Below are 16141 nucleotides of genomic sequence, written 5' to 3' on the forward strand. Positions count from 1 at the left end.
ATTATGAAGACATATTTTTATAACAACTGGGAAATTGTATCAAATGAAGCTTTCGATTTTTTTGATACTGGGATTGAGAGCATGGAAAAAAAACAAGCCGATAAAATAATCGTTTTTAGAGGTGAGAAAGGTAGGACTAAGCGATTAACAGAAATGCGAGTTGAAGACTTGGATGGGGATTTATGTGAGTCTTTAGAAGCCATTTATGCAACTGACTCAAGTTTTTATCCTGCAATAAACATTGATTATTTTAATGAGGCATCTCTTGAGATCGAACTCTGTCAGTTTTTGGACTCGCTGTCAATAAGTCGTTATGCGTTTAATAAAAAGAGGGTGCATTTACTTGCCTTGGGTGATGTAGGTGGACAGCTTGCAACTGGCTTGAAGCTTTTGGGTGGTGACGTGATTCATACGTTGGGTTTATATGATATCAACCCTAATGTAATCAAACGATATGAATTTGAGTTAAACCAAGTTGCTATAAATTCCGAATTAAAAGTAGTCGGTCTAGATGAGTCGGAATTATTTGATGCAGATGTTTTCCTGTTTTGCGCCTCGAAATATGTACCTAAAGTTGGAGAAGTGGTTGCGGACGTAAGAATGGCACAATATGAGGAAAATTCAAAGCTAGTTGCCCATTTTGCTAAACTAGCAAGGAAAAAATCGTTTAAAGGTATTTTTGGTGTGGTGTCAGATCCAGTTGATCTACTTTGTCTAGCTGCCTATCACAGTTCTAACTTAAATGAAGAAGGCATCTATGATCATAAGGGCTTGTTACCTGAGCAAGTTGTCGGGTTTGGTTTAGGTGTGATGGATGCTCGGGCAAAATATTATAGTGATCTTTTGAAATTTCAGTATCCAGTAGTAGGGCGTGCGTATGGACCACATGGTAAAGATTTGGTTATCGTTGAAAATGTTGAAAAAGCAGCATTGGATAAGTCGACGATATTGACAGAGAAGGTAGTTACTGCAAATCTTGAAATGAGAGCTCTAGGCTTTAAGCCTTTTATTGCACCTGCTCTTTCATCAGGTGCAATTTCAGTGGTTAAGATGCTAACAGGCGAATACCATTATAGTGCAAATTTTTTAAACGGCATTTATTGGGGTGGACTCAATAAAAGAAAAGATAATTGTATAAATTTTGAGAAAATGCAATTGCCTGAAAAAGAGTACGATCGTGTTAAAACGGCATATGAAAAGCTGGAGGCTCTATGGGAAACATTGATGTCATAAAGTTTGAAAGCTTAAATCCTACGATTGATTTTGACTGGATTGAAAAATACGTTGATGAAGTGGTAATGGTTGATGACCCTTTGGTTAAAAAGCGGATACTTTATATCGTTGAACTTGATGAACTAGGTCAATCAGATCAAGTTAATCAATATTTAAAAAAAGCGATAACGCAATATAACACTGACGGAGAGCTCCCTTTTGATAATCAGGTTGCAGCACTTGTTATAAGGTCTGAAAGTGAGCTTTTCACAAAATCCTTTGCAAAGAAATTTATGTTTCATCTCAATCAGTTAGGATGTGAGTTTATAGGACATCCATTGGTAGAGCGAATTGTCGATGGTCAAAATTTTAGAACTTGGTCGAAGGCAACTGGCGAATCGCTTGAGGTAGTAGAGAGAGAACAAGTCTATAAACTGATATCAAGATTGGGAAATTACAGCATAATCAAACGTGAAAAGGTTAAACTGCTCGTACTACACGCAGGACATAAAGATACATCAAATACATTAATGTATTGGGAGAAAATAAAAGAAAAATTGAATCCTGAATTAATTCAAGTCGACGAACTACATGTTGAAGAGGGGAAAATTTCTGATTGTTATGGGTGTAGTTTTGAGACCTGCATGTATTATGCAAAAGAGAAGGCTTGCTTTTATGGTGGCTTTGTTGTAGAAGACTTATATCCGAAAATCGAGCAGGCTGATATGGTTCTGTGGATTTGTCCAAATTACAATGATGCCATATCTGCAAAGCTCATGGCAGTCATCAATCGTTTAACTGCATTGTATCGATCGATGAATTTTTATGAAAAATATCTGTTAAGTATCGTTGTATCGGGAAATTCCGGAAATGATTCCGTTGCGATGCAGTTGCTCGGTGCGCTTTGTATCAACAAAGGCTTTAGACTGCCATCACAATTTGCTGCTATGGCAATTGCCAATGAACCCGGTGATATACTCAGTTTGTCGGACTTAGATACGAGAGTTGGTCATTATGTAAACTCTGTGCATAAATTAACAAACAAAATTGTGACAAAATAGTAAAAAAAGGTTTTATTTTTTTTAATTTGTGGTATAATCATATTAAGAAACCAGTTCAGTGAAAATTAGTATAGAGTAGGAATACCAACCATTCTAGAGCTTTATTCAAAGGAGTGAGTCCGCCAAAATATTAATTTGGAAATAATTGTTTTAAAGAAGTAAATGTTTTGTTGAAACAAAATTATGTCAACTGATGAACAACACCAAGTTATGAGTCGCTAAGGATTCGAAAATTATTGTGGGTCGGGGTCATCGGTAGATATGATCGATTCAAATTTAATTTTTAAATTAGCTTCAAAATTAGTTTTTAATTAGCTTTAAATTAGTTTTATTTAGTTTCAAAATTTAGTTATAAAGAGTTTTGAAAGTTTAGTTTTAAACAGCTTCAAAAATTTAGTTTTGAAATTAGCTACAAAATAAGCTTCAAAAGTATGATTAAATGAACTGGTTCAGATGGACTTTAGTCCAAGAGAAAGGGTGAGTCCACCAGAAGTGTTAGAAGAAATATTTGAAACGAAAAAGTGAAGTATCTCATGAGTTTATGTTGAGATACTTCACTTTAGTTTTTGTAAGAGGTGACTAATAATTATTTATGGTGCTTCAGTCGGATCGGTTATACTTGAAGAGCTACTGCCCTTTGTAGTGTAGTCTACCGTATAAGGAACACTCCATTCGCCATCTTTGCCTTGTACACTTAATTGAATGGTATAAGTGCCATCAGATTCAAAGACAGGGAATAAATTTTTATCGTCAAAGGTTGAAATTAATGAGCCTGCATAGTAGATTTCCCATTCATAAGCGACAATGTCCTTTCCTCCCGTAGACTGATTCATGAAAGCAACGCGATTATCATGAAGGGGTTCAATTTCAAAACTGGCTTCAATAGGTTCATGTTTAAAAAATAATGTACTTCCAAAATAGATTAAGCCAATTACAACTAGAATTACGATTGGTATTATTACATACATAACTTTAAATTTTGAAGGTGGCTTATCAAGATCATCATTTTGAGATTCAAAAAGCTCATCTAACAAGCGATCCTCAAGAGCCTCTTCGTCATCAAACTCTCTTTGCTTACTGCTTTTAGGTAGTGTTTCAGGCAAACTAAGTTCATCTTTGAACAAATCTTTAAAGGATTGCGTATCGGTTGTACGCTTATCGTTTAAATAATCCAATTCGGATTTCGTAGCGTTTTCTTCTTGCATTATAGTTTCAGAAAGATTAATTTCGCCTTCGTCTTCGACAACAGCTGGAACCTGTTCTACAATGCTTTGAGCTTGTACACCGTCATTCTGTTTAGTGTCCTCGTCCTTTTGCGTTGATTCGCCTGTGTTTTGAGAGATTTCCTCTACGTCCTGTGGTTGTTCTATGATATTTTGAATTGGTACTTCAACATTTTCTATTGATTCATCAATATTTTGATTTGATTCGTCAGTATCTTGATTTGATTCGTCAGTATCTTGATTTGAAGCGTTAAAGTTTTGAACTGATTCATCAATTCTTGCCTCAAAATCAATACCATCTGGTGCGGTTACTGGATCTCTTTCACTAACTGCAGTGGTTTCATAATCACCAGCGCTCATATTTTTAAGCAAATTCGCAAGTTCACTTTGCAAATCTTCATGTGTCATTGTTTCTGGAACAGGTATTTCTGTTTTTGTACTAGTAGGTGCAATATGGTTATAAGGTAGTGGTGGCCCAGCTTCTAAATCGTTGATAATGATATGGTATTCAGCATTTATGGACTCCAACGCCTCAGGTTTTTCAAATATAAATACATCCTTGAAATCTTTTCTAAGCGATTTAAATGATCCATATGAGTGATGTCCGAGTATTAGGTTGTCTATAAATTGACTATGATAACCCTCAGAATCATATAAAATAAAATCAATGGTCTTTCCTAATTGTTTAAATAATTCAAAGTCTGAATAAAGATCTGAAGCAGTATAATCGATTAATTCTCTAAATGCGAGACCATCATCAGTTATGAGTATTTGATCTTCATCAACGAGTTGAATTTTAATAGCATTATTAAAGACATCGTACTTTTCAATCATCTTTAAGATTTCATATACAACTTGTATACGGTCGTCATAATCAATTTTAGCTTTATTTATAAATTTTTTTAGCTCACGTCCTGATTGTTGGTGAAGAATGAGATGCAATTTTCCTTCGTCATCAATTAACCCTACATAATTGTGAAGGTGTGATTGGATTAAATGTTTTGTCGCCTTGCTGATGTTTTCTGGATTAAAGAAGGTAATTAGGAATACGGGTGTTTGATCTATTATAGTCACTGCGCTTGAAAAACACAGTTGTTCATCTTCATAAAGAAGTTTCCAAGATTTGAAATCAGTTAGTGTCATTGAGTCCTCCTTATCAGGTAACTTTGATTTATTTTATCATAAGTGGTGGACTCATGTACAAGGAATTATTCAAAAATTCACTACATATGGTATTATGCTTGTTTTTCCACTTATTTATTCTACAATATACTGGTTAGTTTTCTAACCATGTACTATAATTAAAGGAGAAAAGTGGAAAAAGGAGTGGCAATATGATTAAGGTTTTACATCTTTCTGACATACATTTAAATTCTGGATATGCAAATAAAAGCGAAAAGGTACGAAAACAGCTTAAGAACAGCTTGAAACAGTCTTTAACCAATGCATTTGATTATGCAATCAATCATTTGTGTGATGTGATAATGATCGTTGGTGATTTGTTTGATCACGATAAAATTTCATTTGAGGATGAGCAATTTGTAATAAGTGAATTTGAGCGGATATTGAAATCAGGCATTCATATTGCTTACTGCTCTGGCAATCATGATCCCTTAGGCACTTTTCCTTTTATGAGTAAACTATCTCAATATGAGAATCTGCATATTTTTCTCGATGATACCGTTCGAATTGATTTGGTGCACAGTAGAGATAACACACCATTTGAGCTCATAAGCGTTGGTCATCAATCAAAGTCTGAACAAAGAGATCTGATTCGTACATTTCCTAGAAAAGATGGTTTTATCACTAGAATAGGAATGGCACATGCCAGTGTACCCAGTGCGCTTACAACCTCAGATAAAGTTGCATATATGGCAACGCCGTTACACACCATTGAGTCCTTGAATTATGATTATTTTGCTTTGGGTCATATCCATATTCGTCAATTGTTAAACGATAGAATTGGCTATTCTGGTAACATTCAAGGATTAAATATCAAAGAGACTGGAAAAAAAGGTGGTTTTTGGATTGAAATTGAGGGAGGAATCACTCACATTAAGGCAGTTGATTTTAATGCCCTTTCTTGGTATCAATTGAGTTATGCTTTTAGAAGTGAAATTACAAGCATGGAAGCTTTAAAGGATGATCTCATTAGTTTGATTCAGGAAGAATTGAAAGATGAACGTCGTCCAAAATTGATTAGAGTACTGTTAACGGGTAAGACACGATTACTTGAAGAACTAAATTCAATTAATCTAGAATATTTAGAGAAGGATTTGATGGATCTGCTGGATTTACTTTTTCTAGAGTTTGACATAACTCAGTTAGAGGCTTATATATCTGAAGAAGCTCTTAAGCAAGAGCATACGGTTGTTTCAGAATTACTCAGTCTTTTAGATGAAAGAGATTATCCAGAGGAATTATTGATAAGGCTGAATCAGCTACCAGGTTTTTCGGGCTTCAAACAAAAACAACAAAAAATGGATGCGATAAATGCACTCAATCAAGAAGTAAAAACATTGCTAATCAATAGAATGGTGGTATCTAAGGATGAAAATTAAACAACTGGACTATAAAGTATATGGTAAATTGGTGTCTCAATCATTTCAATTAGGTGAGAAGATTACATTTTTCTATGGACGCAACGAGTCTGGCAAATCTACAATTTTCAATTCAATTTACTCAATGCTCTATGGATTTAAGCCTGCCAATAGAGAAAAACATCCCTACGTGAATTGGCAACAAAATGAAATAAATTTTTCTTGTGAAATCGCAAATAATGGGGAACTTTTTGAGGTTGAAAGAAGTCTAAAGAGTGCGCCTAAATTAAATTTAACGGATTTATCAAAAAATAGCATTCAGAGTTATAGAAACGAAAGGCTCCCGTTTATTACAAGTGTCAGTGACAAAATGTTTGAGAGTGTTTTTTATTTAACTGCGGATACCTTAAACAGTATAGAACAGGATACTTGGGAGAATGTACAAGAGCAGCTTATTTTCAACTATGGCTCCGACTATTTGAGAAATGTAAATGAAGTCTTAAATGAACTAGATAAAGAAATTAGTAGTATTTGGAGAAAAGACAAGCGTGGTAATCCTCAAATGTCTGTTGTTCTTTCGGAAATCAATGAGCTTAAGAAAGAGAAACTTAGATTAGAGCAGCTATACGAGGAAAAAAATGCTGATATAGAAAGGCTCTATGAGCTCTCAAATAAGATTGAATCTTTGTCAAATCAAAAGAAGATCATTAACGAGCAATTAAAAGAGATTAGAACTTGGCGCCCTTATAAAGATTTAAATGATAAAATCGAAGAATTATCGCGTCGAATTTATAAACCTGAATCGTTTAATGGCTTACCTGATCAAATCATGAATCAATATGATCAGAGCTTAGCGAAACTTTCAGAATTAAAAATTAGAGTTGAAAGTTTAAAAGAGAAAATAGACCAATTAAAAAGGAATATAAATCCATTAAATGAATCAGACACTAAATTGCTTGAGTTAAACGTAGTTAGAAACGAAATTGAAAGTGGTGTAGCAGTCTATGAAGCAAAAGATCATGAAATTCATAGAATCATTGATGAGAGAATGCGTTTAAATGATAAAATTGCCGCGAACTTTCAAATGCTATTTAACAAGGAACTAACACCAGAAGACAAACGCAATCTAAAAGGTGTTCAAGTACTAGATTTAATCACACTGGTTCAAAAGATAGCCGAAGGTGAACAGAAAAATCAAGAGATCATTCAAAATGAAAAGACAGAGGTTAAGAGCAATAAGCTTATCATGCTTGCTATTGGCACTATTGGTGTTATTCTTACAGCTTTAGGATGGCTGTTACCGACGGTTAAGCTCTTATCGTGGCCAGGACTATTGATGATTGGTTATGCAATTGCTAGTTTAATGCCATTGGGGTCAAAAAAACAGAATTTAATGATGGATTTAAGTGACTTATATGCAAAAATCAATCAATCTACAAATGGGATCACTTTACCAGAATATGTTTATCGTGATAGCGATCAACGATTCTTTACGCGTCTAGAACAGTTGATTGCATTGGTAATTGATGAGTCTGTCCTAGAAAGTAAGCTTGAACAAATGGCGATTGAAAAGAAAAATGATGAAGATAAATTGATAGGTTTAATGAATATGCCAAATGTAGATTTTACAAGAGGCGTGAGGTTGACAATCCAATTAATACTTACTCAACTGGAAGCGCTCAACAAAAGAGTGGCTGAAGAGTCTTCTAAAAACAGAGAAATTATGCAATATGAGGAACAACTTCATCAAGAGTTAAGTCGCTATGAAGCTGAACAAAAAGAGTATGATGCATTCGTAAACATGATCCTTGATTTTGGAGATGGTGATTTAAACTTTGGTCTAAAGCAAATTGAGTCCAATCGCGAGGTCACTCAAACCATTAAAATTTACCAATCGGAGTTAAGTAATTATGATGTGGACTTAGAAAAGTTGAAACTGCTTGAAGTCTATGATTACGATTTGCTTGAAGAGCAGTTTGAAGAAGTGAGTGAACATGAAAAGTCTCTTCTTACAGAGAAAACAAAGCTCACAACAGAGATAGAGAACTTTAAGCAGCAGTTCAACCTAGAAGAAGTCATTAGCAATATACTCTCTAAACAGCTTGAATATGATACGTTGACTAAAAAACGCGATTTGTTAATGCTTTCATTTGAACTCTTAAAATGGACTGATGAGAAGTTTAGAATTGAAAATCAACCCAATATCATTCAAAGAGTTAGCGAGCTTCTTAGAGACATGACCAGTGGTAAATATGAGCAAGTGTTACTACAAGAAGAAAATCAAAAATATGAGTTGATTTTTAGAGTATCAGGTGAGCTTTTACCCGCTTCACTTGCTTTTAGTAAAGGAACAAAACAACAACTATTTTTAGCTTATCGAATTGCAGTGATAGAAGCACTTGATCCCGAGGGTAATTTACCTTTGGTTTTAGATGAAGCTTTAATCAATTGGGATCAAGAGCGATTTGACAATACAATGAATGTTCTAAGCAAGCTAACAGAAAAAAGACAGATTATAGGCTTTACATGTCATCTTGATTTGGCTAATAGACTTAAGAATTTACAATCTGTTAGAGTGATTGAGGTGGAAAATGAGTAAAGAGATTCTAGAACAATTAGAGTTTGAAAAAAACAAACGCAATATATTAAAACAAATTAACGAAAGTAAGACAGAGCAGTTGACCAATAAGACGCATTCAAATCAGAAATATGCATGGGAGTACGAGCTAGAGTACTACAGAAGAAGTAAGCGAAAAGAACGTTTTTACACGTTTGGCGCTATATGTGGCATATTAGCTTTAGTCATTAGTATAGTTTCTAACTTCAATACATGGGTTGGATTTCTAATGCAATTTTAATGAATTCCTTAGTATAAGTAAAGAGAATCGCGTTATGATGGTTACGATATAGAATAGCATAAGGAAGGAGGTCGTAACGTGATTGAACAGACCAGTGAAATAAGTACAAAAAAATCGTCGGAGTCAACATCTAAAGATATCGTCATCGATATTAAAGAACTAAGAAAAGTTTATAAGGTCGGTGGCGAGAAGGTTGTTGCTCTAAACAAGATTGATTTGCTCATTCATCGTGGGGAAATATGTTGTATCCTAGGTACTTCAGGCTCAGGAAAATCAACACTTTTGAACATGATGGCAGGTCTTGAAAAACCTACGAAAGGGACAATACGAATTAAAGATCAAGCAATGGAAAAGATGTCTGAGAAGCAGCTTGCTGTTTTTAGACAAAAGTATATTGGCTTTATTTTTCAATCGTATAATTTACTCCCTGCACTTACAGCACTTGAAAACGTGGCGATGCCATTGATCTTTCGTAGATTTACAAAAAGTAGACGTGAAAAAATTGCTAAGAAATACCTAGAAATGGTTGGCCTCAAGGAACGCTATAAACATAAGCCGAGTCAGATGAGTGGTGGACAGCAGCAAAGGGTTGGTATTGCAAGAGCTTTTGTCGGATCGCCTGAAATTATTTTTGCAGATGAACCGACAGGTAACTTGGATACTAAGACCTCAATAGAAGTCATGCATATCATGTGGAAAATGGCGAGAGAGAAAAATCAAACCATCGTCATTGTAACGCATGATCCTGAGGTTGCTTTATATGCAGATAAGGTTATCCATATTAGAGATGGGGACATTCAAAGCATTGAACTAAGAGATGGCGATGACGTATACGAAAAGTATATAAAACCATACGAAGAGAATTATGTAGAAATTTAACAATCTTATACTAAGGGGAAAACAATGAGAAATAGAATATTGAAAACGATGATTTTGATGATGGTAATCGTTCTAACCGTCAGCGGAAGTGGATTTGCACTTTCGGATCCTTATAAACCAGTAGTCGGCGTAAAAGCAGATGGTACGCTTCAAGTTGTTAAGGCAGGGCAAAATTCAGAATATAAAATCACGCTTCAAAATGTGAGCTACATTATGGCGAAAAATGTTCGCATTACGATTCAAGGCAATCATCCATTTAGAAGTGATATCGCTAACTTAACTCAAAAAGTTACTTATTTGAATCCAAATGAAACTAAAGAACTTGTGTTTAATGTTGCAACTAGCCCAACAGCTGAATCAAAAATATATGAATTTGATGTATTAATTGAGTTTAGCAATTTTGAAGATACCGATTACACCATTACTGACAAGGCATATGTACAAGTTGAAAATTCAAATGTAGAACCTATTTTAGGTGTTGTTTCGTATAATACAGGACAAGATGCACTTCAGGCAGATACGCCAGATGCATTAGCACTTAAAATTAAGAATACAGGAACCATGAAAGCAAAAGATATCAAAGTATCTGTATCCGGTTTTTCCAATGAAGGCGTTGTATTATATAAAGATGTAGATACAAAGACCTTAACGGAACTTTCTTCTAAAACAGAGCAGCTCGTTTATTTTAATATTATTGCTGGAAAAGATGCCAAAGAAGGTACTTTCCCAATCAATGTGAAAATCGACTACATCGATGAAGTGGGGAAACAATACAGCAAAACTTCAACCGCTTATGTTACTTTAGCGGGCAAAGACGCAATTGATGCTGATTTAGAAGTAACAAACGTCGTTTATCCAAACTCAGTCAAAGCTGGAAATGACTTTGAGGTTACTTTTACTGTAAGTAATAAAGGAAATACTGAAATCTCAACTGCAGATATTAGCTACGAATATCCAGAAGTTTTTATCTCTAAAGCAACTTCAAGAGTCGTTGTTAAAGCATTAGCACCAGGAGAGTCAAAAACAGTTACTTTCAAAATGATGGCGAAAGCGGACACAACAACTGAAAACTATCATACCTACATCAAGGTAGCTTATGTGCCTAAGGGTGTTACAAGTGCAGAAGCTGAGACCGTTCAAGAATATGTAGGCATTTATGTTGAAGGCTCAACTGAAGATGCTGGATCAAAACCAAAGTTAATTGTTGAAAGCTATGATTACGGCGGTGAGTATGTATATGCTGGTCAAGATTATCCTTTAACAATTAACATTAAAAATACAAGCACATCTGAAAGCACTAAAAATATCAAAGTGACTTTAACAAGTGAAGATAATGTATTTACACCAGTGGATTCTTCAAGCTCTTTCTTTGTTCCAAGTGTTGGACCAGGTCAAGTTTATTCACATACGGTGTACTTAAAAACAAAAATAGATGCAAGTGTAAAAATCTATACAGTTACAGCAAAAATGGAATATGAAGATGGTAAAGGTAATGCATACGATGCTAACAAATCACCATACGAAGAAAGTGAAGTTCTAAGCGTTGCAGTTGCACAGCCGGTTAGATTGGAAACTGCTGATATGGTCGTGCCTTTTGAAATCTATTCAGGTCAACCGTTTTATATAGAGCAAGAGTTTTACAACATGGGTAAATCGATCATGTACAATATGATGGTTAAACTTGAAGGTGTTGAAACCAACGAAGGCAGCTACTTTGTCGGTAACTTCGATGCTGGAAAGAGCGATTATTTCTCAGCTCAAGCTTTTGCTTATGAAACTGGCACCTTTGAAGGTAAGCTAGTATACACTTTTGAGGATGCATTAGGTACAGTATCCACAGTAGAAAAACCGTTTAGCTATACTGTAATGGATATGCCAATCATTGATAATGGTGGAGAATACCCAATTGATCCAGGGATGCCTGAAGAACAACCAAGTGGCATTGCATTATGGAAAATTCTATTAGGTGCATTTGTAGCTGCTGTAGTGGTATTCTTTATCATTAGAAAGGTCTTAAAAGTAAGAAAACACAAGAAAGAAATGGAGGCTTTAGATGAGTAGTTTCGATTTAGCTGTAATGGGTTTAAAAAACCTATTACGACGAAAAGCTAGAACGATTCTTACGGTCTTAGGCGTTATTATAGGTACAGCGTCAATCGTTGTCATGGTATCATTAGGATTAGGGATGAACAAAGCATTTGAACAACAGCTTGAATCCTATGGTAGCTTAACAATGATTGATGTGTATGCCAATAATTATTATTTTGAAGGTCAATCTAGTAGTGACGGTCAAGTTTACTTGGATGATGACACAATAAGCTCTATTGAAGGTATAGAGAATGTTGAATTTGCTGTTGGCTTCAAGCGTTTCGAATCAAAAATTTATGCTGGGAAATACGAAAGCTATACGAGTATTAAAGCCGTAGATTTCGAAAAATTAGCATTAATGGATATTAAACTCAGTGAAGGGACTTTGCCTACAGGTGAGTTTAAAAATGAAGTGCTTTTTGGATTTTATGCTAAAAATTACTTCTATGATCCAAAGTCACGAAACCCTTATCAAAGCCCACCAGTGATTGATGTGTTCAATACGAAACTTGAAATGCTACCAACTTCTCAATATTATGAAGGAAGAAGACCAAAAGGATTCGTTTTAACGGTTACGGGCGTAACGTCAGAAACAGATTATAATTATGCCAACGACGTGTTTATGGATTACGATACTTTTGTAAAACTAAAAAATGATTTTGATAGAAAGAACAAAACGAGCGATCAAGGGAATACTGGCAACACGAGTTCAAAAGGATCGCGAGGTAATGCTACTAAAGAAAACAAATACGATGAAATGAAAGTAAGCGTTAGTGACATTAAATACGTTCAAGAAGTACAAGATCAAATTAAAGCAATGGGATACGAAGCCTATAGTTTAACCGACGCACTTGAAAATATGAAGCAAACTTCAGGATTGATTCAAGCCATTTTAGGTGGTATCGGAGCGGTTTCATTATTTGTAGCTGCAATTGGTATTACGAATACGATGGTAATGTCGATTTATGAAAGAACGAAGGAAATCGGGGTTATGAAAGTTATTGGCGCTCAATTAAAAGATATCAAGCGATTGTTTCTATTTGAAGCAGCTATGATTGGTCTATTTGGTGGTATCCTAGGCATTGGACTCAGCTTTGGTATTTCATTTATTATCAATTCAGTTTTATCAGGTATGAACGGCAACTCAGGCTATTATGGTCCAACGATATTATCTGATATCCCAGTGTGGCTTGCATTGTCTGGTATGGGTTTTTCAACGGTTATAGGATTAGTAGCAGGCTATTATCCAGCCGTACGAGCAACAAAACTCAGTGCATTAGAAGCCATTCGTACAGAATAAAAAGTGTACCAATTTTTAAACTGTAAGTAGAATCAATAGTGGGTTGTTAAAGGCTTAATTTTAAGTTTTTAGCAACTCTTTTTTTGATTTTGCAGTGGGGATACATTATAATGAGAAAGGAGGTACAAATGCCAAAACAAGTTAAGACAATAAGAATGATTGACGGACATCCAGTAAATCAAACTCAGGATGTACCTTTTACAGCGCCACCTATTTACGAAGTCATTCGTTTGTATGATGGTGTGCCTTTATTTATAGAGTCCCATCTAAAACGACTTTATAACTCAATGCAACTAACCGATTTAATTTTAGATTTGCCATTAGAGTTAGTCGTAAATGCAATCAAAGAGCTAACAGAATTAAATCATATATCAATAACAAACGTGAGATTGGAAGTCGGCAAAATTTCATCTGGTCAAATATGTTGGACGCTTTATTTGGTTGAATCCATTTATCCAGAGCGTTCAACCTATGATACAGGTGTGGAGACTTCTACTTTCAAAATTGAACGTCCCAATCCACATGCTAAAATATACCGAGCGTCATTTACTGATATAATTGGTGCTGAGAAAACTAGAAATAATGTATTTGAAGTTATTTTAGTAAATGAACTAGGTCAAATAACAGAAGGCAGCCGTTCCAATTTGTTTTTTATTAAAGACAATGCACTATTTAGTGCAAATAGAGAACTGGTACTTGAAGGGATTACACGGGAAAAAGTTCTTGAAATACTTTTTGAGAAGGGGATTACCTTGGTCGAAGGTGTTCTGCCAGTTGAAAATTTAGGGGATTTTGAGGCCTGTTTTTTAACAGGAACATCGATTCATATCTTGCCCATTAAACGTATCGATTCATTTTCATATGATTCGGCCAATCATTCAATGATCAAAATGCTACAAATTGAATTTGAAACTAAAATACAAGATGATCTACAACAAACAAGGAGGCTTTACAAATGACAAAAGTACATGAAAGATTTTTAAAGTATGTGGCATTTGATACAGAATCTGATCCTGAATCAGAGAGTTGCCCATCGACAGCTAAGCAGTTAGAACTTGGAAAGTATTTAGTTGAAGAAATGAAAGCAATGGGTATTGAAGGTGTAGAAATGGATGAGAATGGTTATGTCTATGGCCATATTAAGGGCAATGCACCAGGCCCAAAACTTGCTTTTATCGCACATATGGACACATCTCCTGATTTGTCAGGTGCAAATATTAACGCGAGAATCGTATCCAATTACGATGGAAAGGATATCGTTTTAAATGAAACAGAACAGATTATTATGTCGCCAGTTGAGTTTGAAAGTTTAAATCACTATGTAGGTCAAGACTTAATCGTAACCGATGGCTTAACGTTATTAGGGGCAGATAATAAAGCAGGAATTGCTGAAATACTAACCATGGCAGAATATTTGATCAACAACCCAAGTGTAAAACACAGCGATATAAAAATAGCATTTACGCCAGATGAAGAGGTCGGTAGAGGTGCTAACCTTTTCAATCTTGAAAAGTTAGATGCTGATTTTGGTTATACCGTAGATGGTGGTGAGCTCGGTGAAGTGGAATATGAGAACTTTAACGCAGCGACTGCTAAAATAAAAATTAAAGGATCTAATATCCATCCTGGTTCAGCAAAAGGCAAAATGAAAAATGCCATATTAATCGCAATGGAATTACACGGGATGCTACCAGTTTTTGATAATCCTGCGTATACAGAAAAATATGAAGGCTTCAATCATTTAAATGATATATCTGGTAATGTAGAAGGCGCAAGCATGCTTTATATTATCCGCGATCACGACCTTGCTAAATTTGAAGAAAAGAAAGCAATGTTTGTTCAAATCGAAAAGTTCCTCAACCATAAATATGGTGAGGGTACGGTTAAAATTGATCTAATTGATTCTTATTTCAACATGAGAGAAAAAATCCTACCGCATTTCCATTTAATAGAAAATGCGATGACAGCGATGAAAAATTTAGATATTGAACCATTGGTGGTTCCGGTTAGAGGGGGAACAGATGGCGCAAGGTTATCCTATATGGGATTGCCATGTCCAAACCTATGTACTGGCGGTCATAATTTCCATGGTAAATTTGAATACATTCCAGTACAATCAATGGAAAAGACAGTCGAAGTACTTTTAGAAGTGATTCAATTGTATGTGAAAGAAGCTTAAGATAAAAATAAAATCGAATCGATATTAATGTAAAAATCAAATTTGAAGTAACAAAAAAGCCATTTATGACATTTAGACATAAATGGCTTTTGTTTAGCCACGAAGATTTTTATTAGTTTTAGTAGCGTTCATCCTCATCCTCTTGATGATTTCGACTGCTATCATTTGCATATCCATCATCAGAATTAGCTGGTTTTCTAAGTAAGTATAGACCTACTGCGATTAAACCCACAAATAAGATTAAGTCGTAATTTAAGTTGACGAAATTCTCAACTAAGAATAGAAGTGAAATACCAAGCAAGATCATTCCAGTACGGTAGTTAGCTCTTGGACGGTGACCATAGTATGCCATTTGTAAAAAGCCAAGTGCTGGTCCCATAATATAGAGTGGCCATAAGTGTCCTTGCACGTTCCATGTCGTAAATTCACTTACGAGAAAAAATAAACCATAAGTTAAGAAAGTGGCACCAGTTAATAAATTTCTACCGCTTGCATTTCCTGAGAAATAATCTCTTTCAGCTTTAAGTCCAATATAGACAAGAGCAAGTGGCCATAAATCCCAAATGTTAAAATTGATAATGTGATAATGGTCCATGACCAATACCGCGCCAATGGCAATTAAGAAAATGCCAAGCAAACGATTCTTAGAATCTTCCATAGTAACCTCCTATTAATGGATAATTCGTATAAGTGCTAATCTGATAAATCCCCTTCAGATGCATTGTTACGATGATTTTAAACATAGTATAAGATAGAAAGGTTAAATTAACGTTAGAGCAAAATTAGAATGCCCCTTATATT

Annotated in this window: 12 protein-coding genes; 10 read left to right on the forward strand and 2 right to left on the reverse strand. The window is 35.0% G+C overall.

Annotated elements, in window-relative coordinates:
* The first annotated feature begins 3 nt into the window (after positions 1 to 3).
* Together AC4PID_RS13310 and AC4PID_RS13315 are read left to right on the forward strand one after the other, a co-directional pair.
* Complete coding sequence (locus AC4PID_RS13310; RefSeq protein ID WP_492132497.1) at positions 4 to 1233, forward strand: lactate/malate family dehydrogenase; 1230 nt, start codon at positions 4 to 6, stop codon at positions 1231 to 1233.
* Positions 1212 to 2273 carry a flavodoxin family protein gene (locus AC4PID_RS13315; protein WP_492132498.1) on the forward strand — a complete coding sequence of 354 codons (1062 nt, stop codon included), beginning with the start codon at positions 1212 to 1214 and terminating at the stop codon, positions 2271 to 2273. Before AC4PID_RS13310 ends, AC4PID_RS13315 begins: the two co-directional genes overlap by 22 nt.
* A gap of 590 nt (positions 2274 to 2863) precedes the next feature.
* On the opposite strand, the gene AC4PID_RS13320 is transcribed toward AC4PID_RS13315, so the two are convergent.
* Positions 2864 to 4639, reverse strand: coding sequence for a hypothetical protein (locus AC4PID_RS13320; protein ID WP_492132499.1), 1776 nt, complete (start codon positions 4637 to 4639; stop codon positions 2864 to 2866).
* Between the two features lie 191 nt (positions 4640 to 4830).
* Here AC4PID_RS13320 and AC4PID_RS13325 point away from each other — a divergent pair, with 191 nt between their 5' ends.
* The 8 genes from AC4PID_RS13325 to pepT all read left to right on the forward strand — a co-directional run bounded on the left by AC4PID_RS13325 (position 4831) and on the right by pepT (position 15340).
* The gene (locus tag AC4PID_RS13325) at positions 4831 to 6057 is read left to right on the forward strand and encodes a metallophosphoesterase family protein (protein ID WP_492132500.1); all 1227 of its coding nucleotides are present in this window, start codon (positions 4831 to 4833) and stop codon (positions 6055 to 6057) included.
* Complete coding sequence (locus AC4PID_RS13330) at positions 6047 to 8635, forward strand: ATP-binding protein (RefSeq protein ID WP_492132501.1); 2589 nt, start codon at positions 6047 to 6049, stop codon at positions 8633 to 8635. Before AC4PID_RS13325 ends, AC4PID_RS13330 begins: the two co-directional genes overlap by 11 nt.
* On the forward strand, positions 8628 to 8894 hold the full coding sequence (locus tag AC4PID_RS13335) for a hypothetical protein (RefSeq protein ID WP_492132502.1): 267 nt from the start codon (positions 8628 to 8630) through the stop codon (positions 8892 to 8894). The genes AC4PID_RS13330 and AC4PID_RS13335 overlap by 8 nt, the downstream gene beginning before the upstream one ends.
* Before the next feature lie 78 nt (positions 8895 to 8972).
* On the forward strand, positions 8973 to 9773 hold the full coding sequence (locus AC4PID_RS13340; RefSeq protein ID WP_492132503.1) for an ABC transporter ATP-binding protein: 801 nt from the start codon (positions 8973 to 8975) through the stop codon (positions 9771 to 9773).
* 24 nt (positions 9774 to 9797) lie between these two features.
* Positions 9798 to 11834 carry a COG1361 S-layer family protein gene (locus AC4PID_RS13345; protein WP_492132504.1) on the forward strand — a complete coding sequence of 679 codons (2037 nt, stop codon included), beginning with the start codon at positions 9798 to 9800 and terminating at the stop codon, positions 11832 to 11834.
* Complete coding sequence (locus AC4PID_RS13350) at positions 11827 to 13161, forward strand: ABC transporter permease (protein ID WP_492132505.1); 1335 nt, start codon at positions 11827 to 11829, stop codon at positions 13159 to 13161. Before AC4PID_RS13345 ends, AC4PID_RS13350 begins: the two co-directional genes overlap by 8 nt.
* 128 nt (positions 13162 to 13289) lie before the next feature.
* Entirely contained in the window at positions 13290 to 14120 is an 831-nt protein-coding gene (locus tag AC4PID_RS13355) for an aminotransferase class IV (RefSeq protein ID WP_492132506.1), read from the forward strand.
* Positions 14117 to 15340 (forward strand): peptidase T, encoded by a 1224-nt coding sequence (gene pepT, locus AC4PID_RS13360; RefSeq protein ID WP_492132507.1) that lies wholly within the window; start codon positions 14117 to 14119, stop codon positions 15338 to 15340. The genes AC4PID_RS13355 and pepT overlap by 4 nt, the downstream gene beginning before the upstream one ends.
* A gap of 118 nt (positions 15341 to 15458) precedes the next feature.
* On the opposite strand, the gene AC4PID_RS13365 is transcribed toward pepT, so the two are convergent.
* Positions 15459 to 15998 carry a LiaI-LiaF-like domain-containing protein gene (locus AC4PID_RS13365; protein ID WP_492132508.1) on the reverse strand — a complete coding sequence of 180 codons (540 nt, stop codon included), beginning with the start codon at positions 15996 to 15998 and terminating at the stop codon, positions 15459 to 15461.
* Positions 15999 to 16141: the final 143 nt, after the last annotated feature.

It is taken from the genome of Fusibacter sp. QWL-12 (assembly GCF_058683495.1).

Excerpts from the sequence above, each read along its gene's own strand:
- AC4PID_RS13310 (WP_492132497.1), top strand. The coding sequence starts at position 4 with ATGAAGACATATTTTTATAACAACTGGGAAATTGTATCAAATGAAGCT.
- AC4PID_RS13315 (WP_492132498.1), top strand. The coding sequence starts at position 1,212 with ATGGGAAACATTGATGTCATAAAGTTTGAAAGCTTAAATCCTACGATT.
- AC4PID_RS13320 (WP_492132499.1), bottom strand. The coding sequence starts at position 4,639 with ATGACACTAACTGATTTCAAATCTTGGAAACTTCTTTATGAAGATGAA.
- AC4PID_RS13325 (WP_492132500.1), top strand. The coding sequence starts at position 4,831 with ATGATTAAGGTTTTACATCTTTCTGACATACATTTAAATTCTGGATAT.
- AC4PID_RS13330 (WP_492132501.1), top strand. The coding sequence starts at position 6,047 with ATGAAAATTAAACAACTGGACTATAAAGTATATGGTAAATTGGTGTCT.
- AC4PID_RS13335 (WP_492132502.1), top strand. The coding sequence starts at position 8,628 with ATGAGTAAAGAGATTCTAGAACAATTAGAGTTTGAAAAAAACAAACGC.
- AC4PID_RS13345 (WP_492132504.1), top strand. The coding sequence starts at position 9,798 with ATGAGAAATAGAATATTGAAAACGATGATTTTGATGATGGTAATCGTT.
- AC4PID_RS13350 (WP_492132505.1), top strand. The coding sequence starts at position 11,827 with ATGAGTAGTTTCGATTTAGCTGTAATGGGTTTAAAAAACCTATTACGA.
- AC4PID_RS13355 (WP_492132506.1), top strand. The coding sequence starts at position 13,290 with ATGCCAAAACAAGTTAAGACAATAAGAATGATTGACGGACATCCAGTA.
- pepT (WP_492132507.1), top strand. The coding sequence starts at position 14,117 with ATGACAAAAGTACATGAAAGATTTTTAAAGTATGTGGCATTTGATACA.
- AC4PID_RS13365 (WP_492132508.1), bottom strand. The coding sequence starts at position 15,998 with ATGGAAGATTCTAAGAATCGTTTGCTTGGCATTTTCTTAATTGCCATT.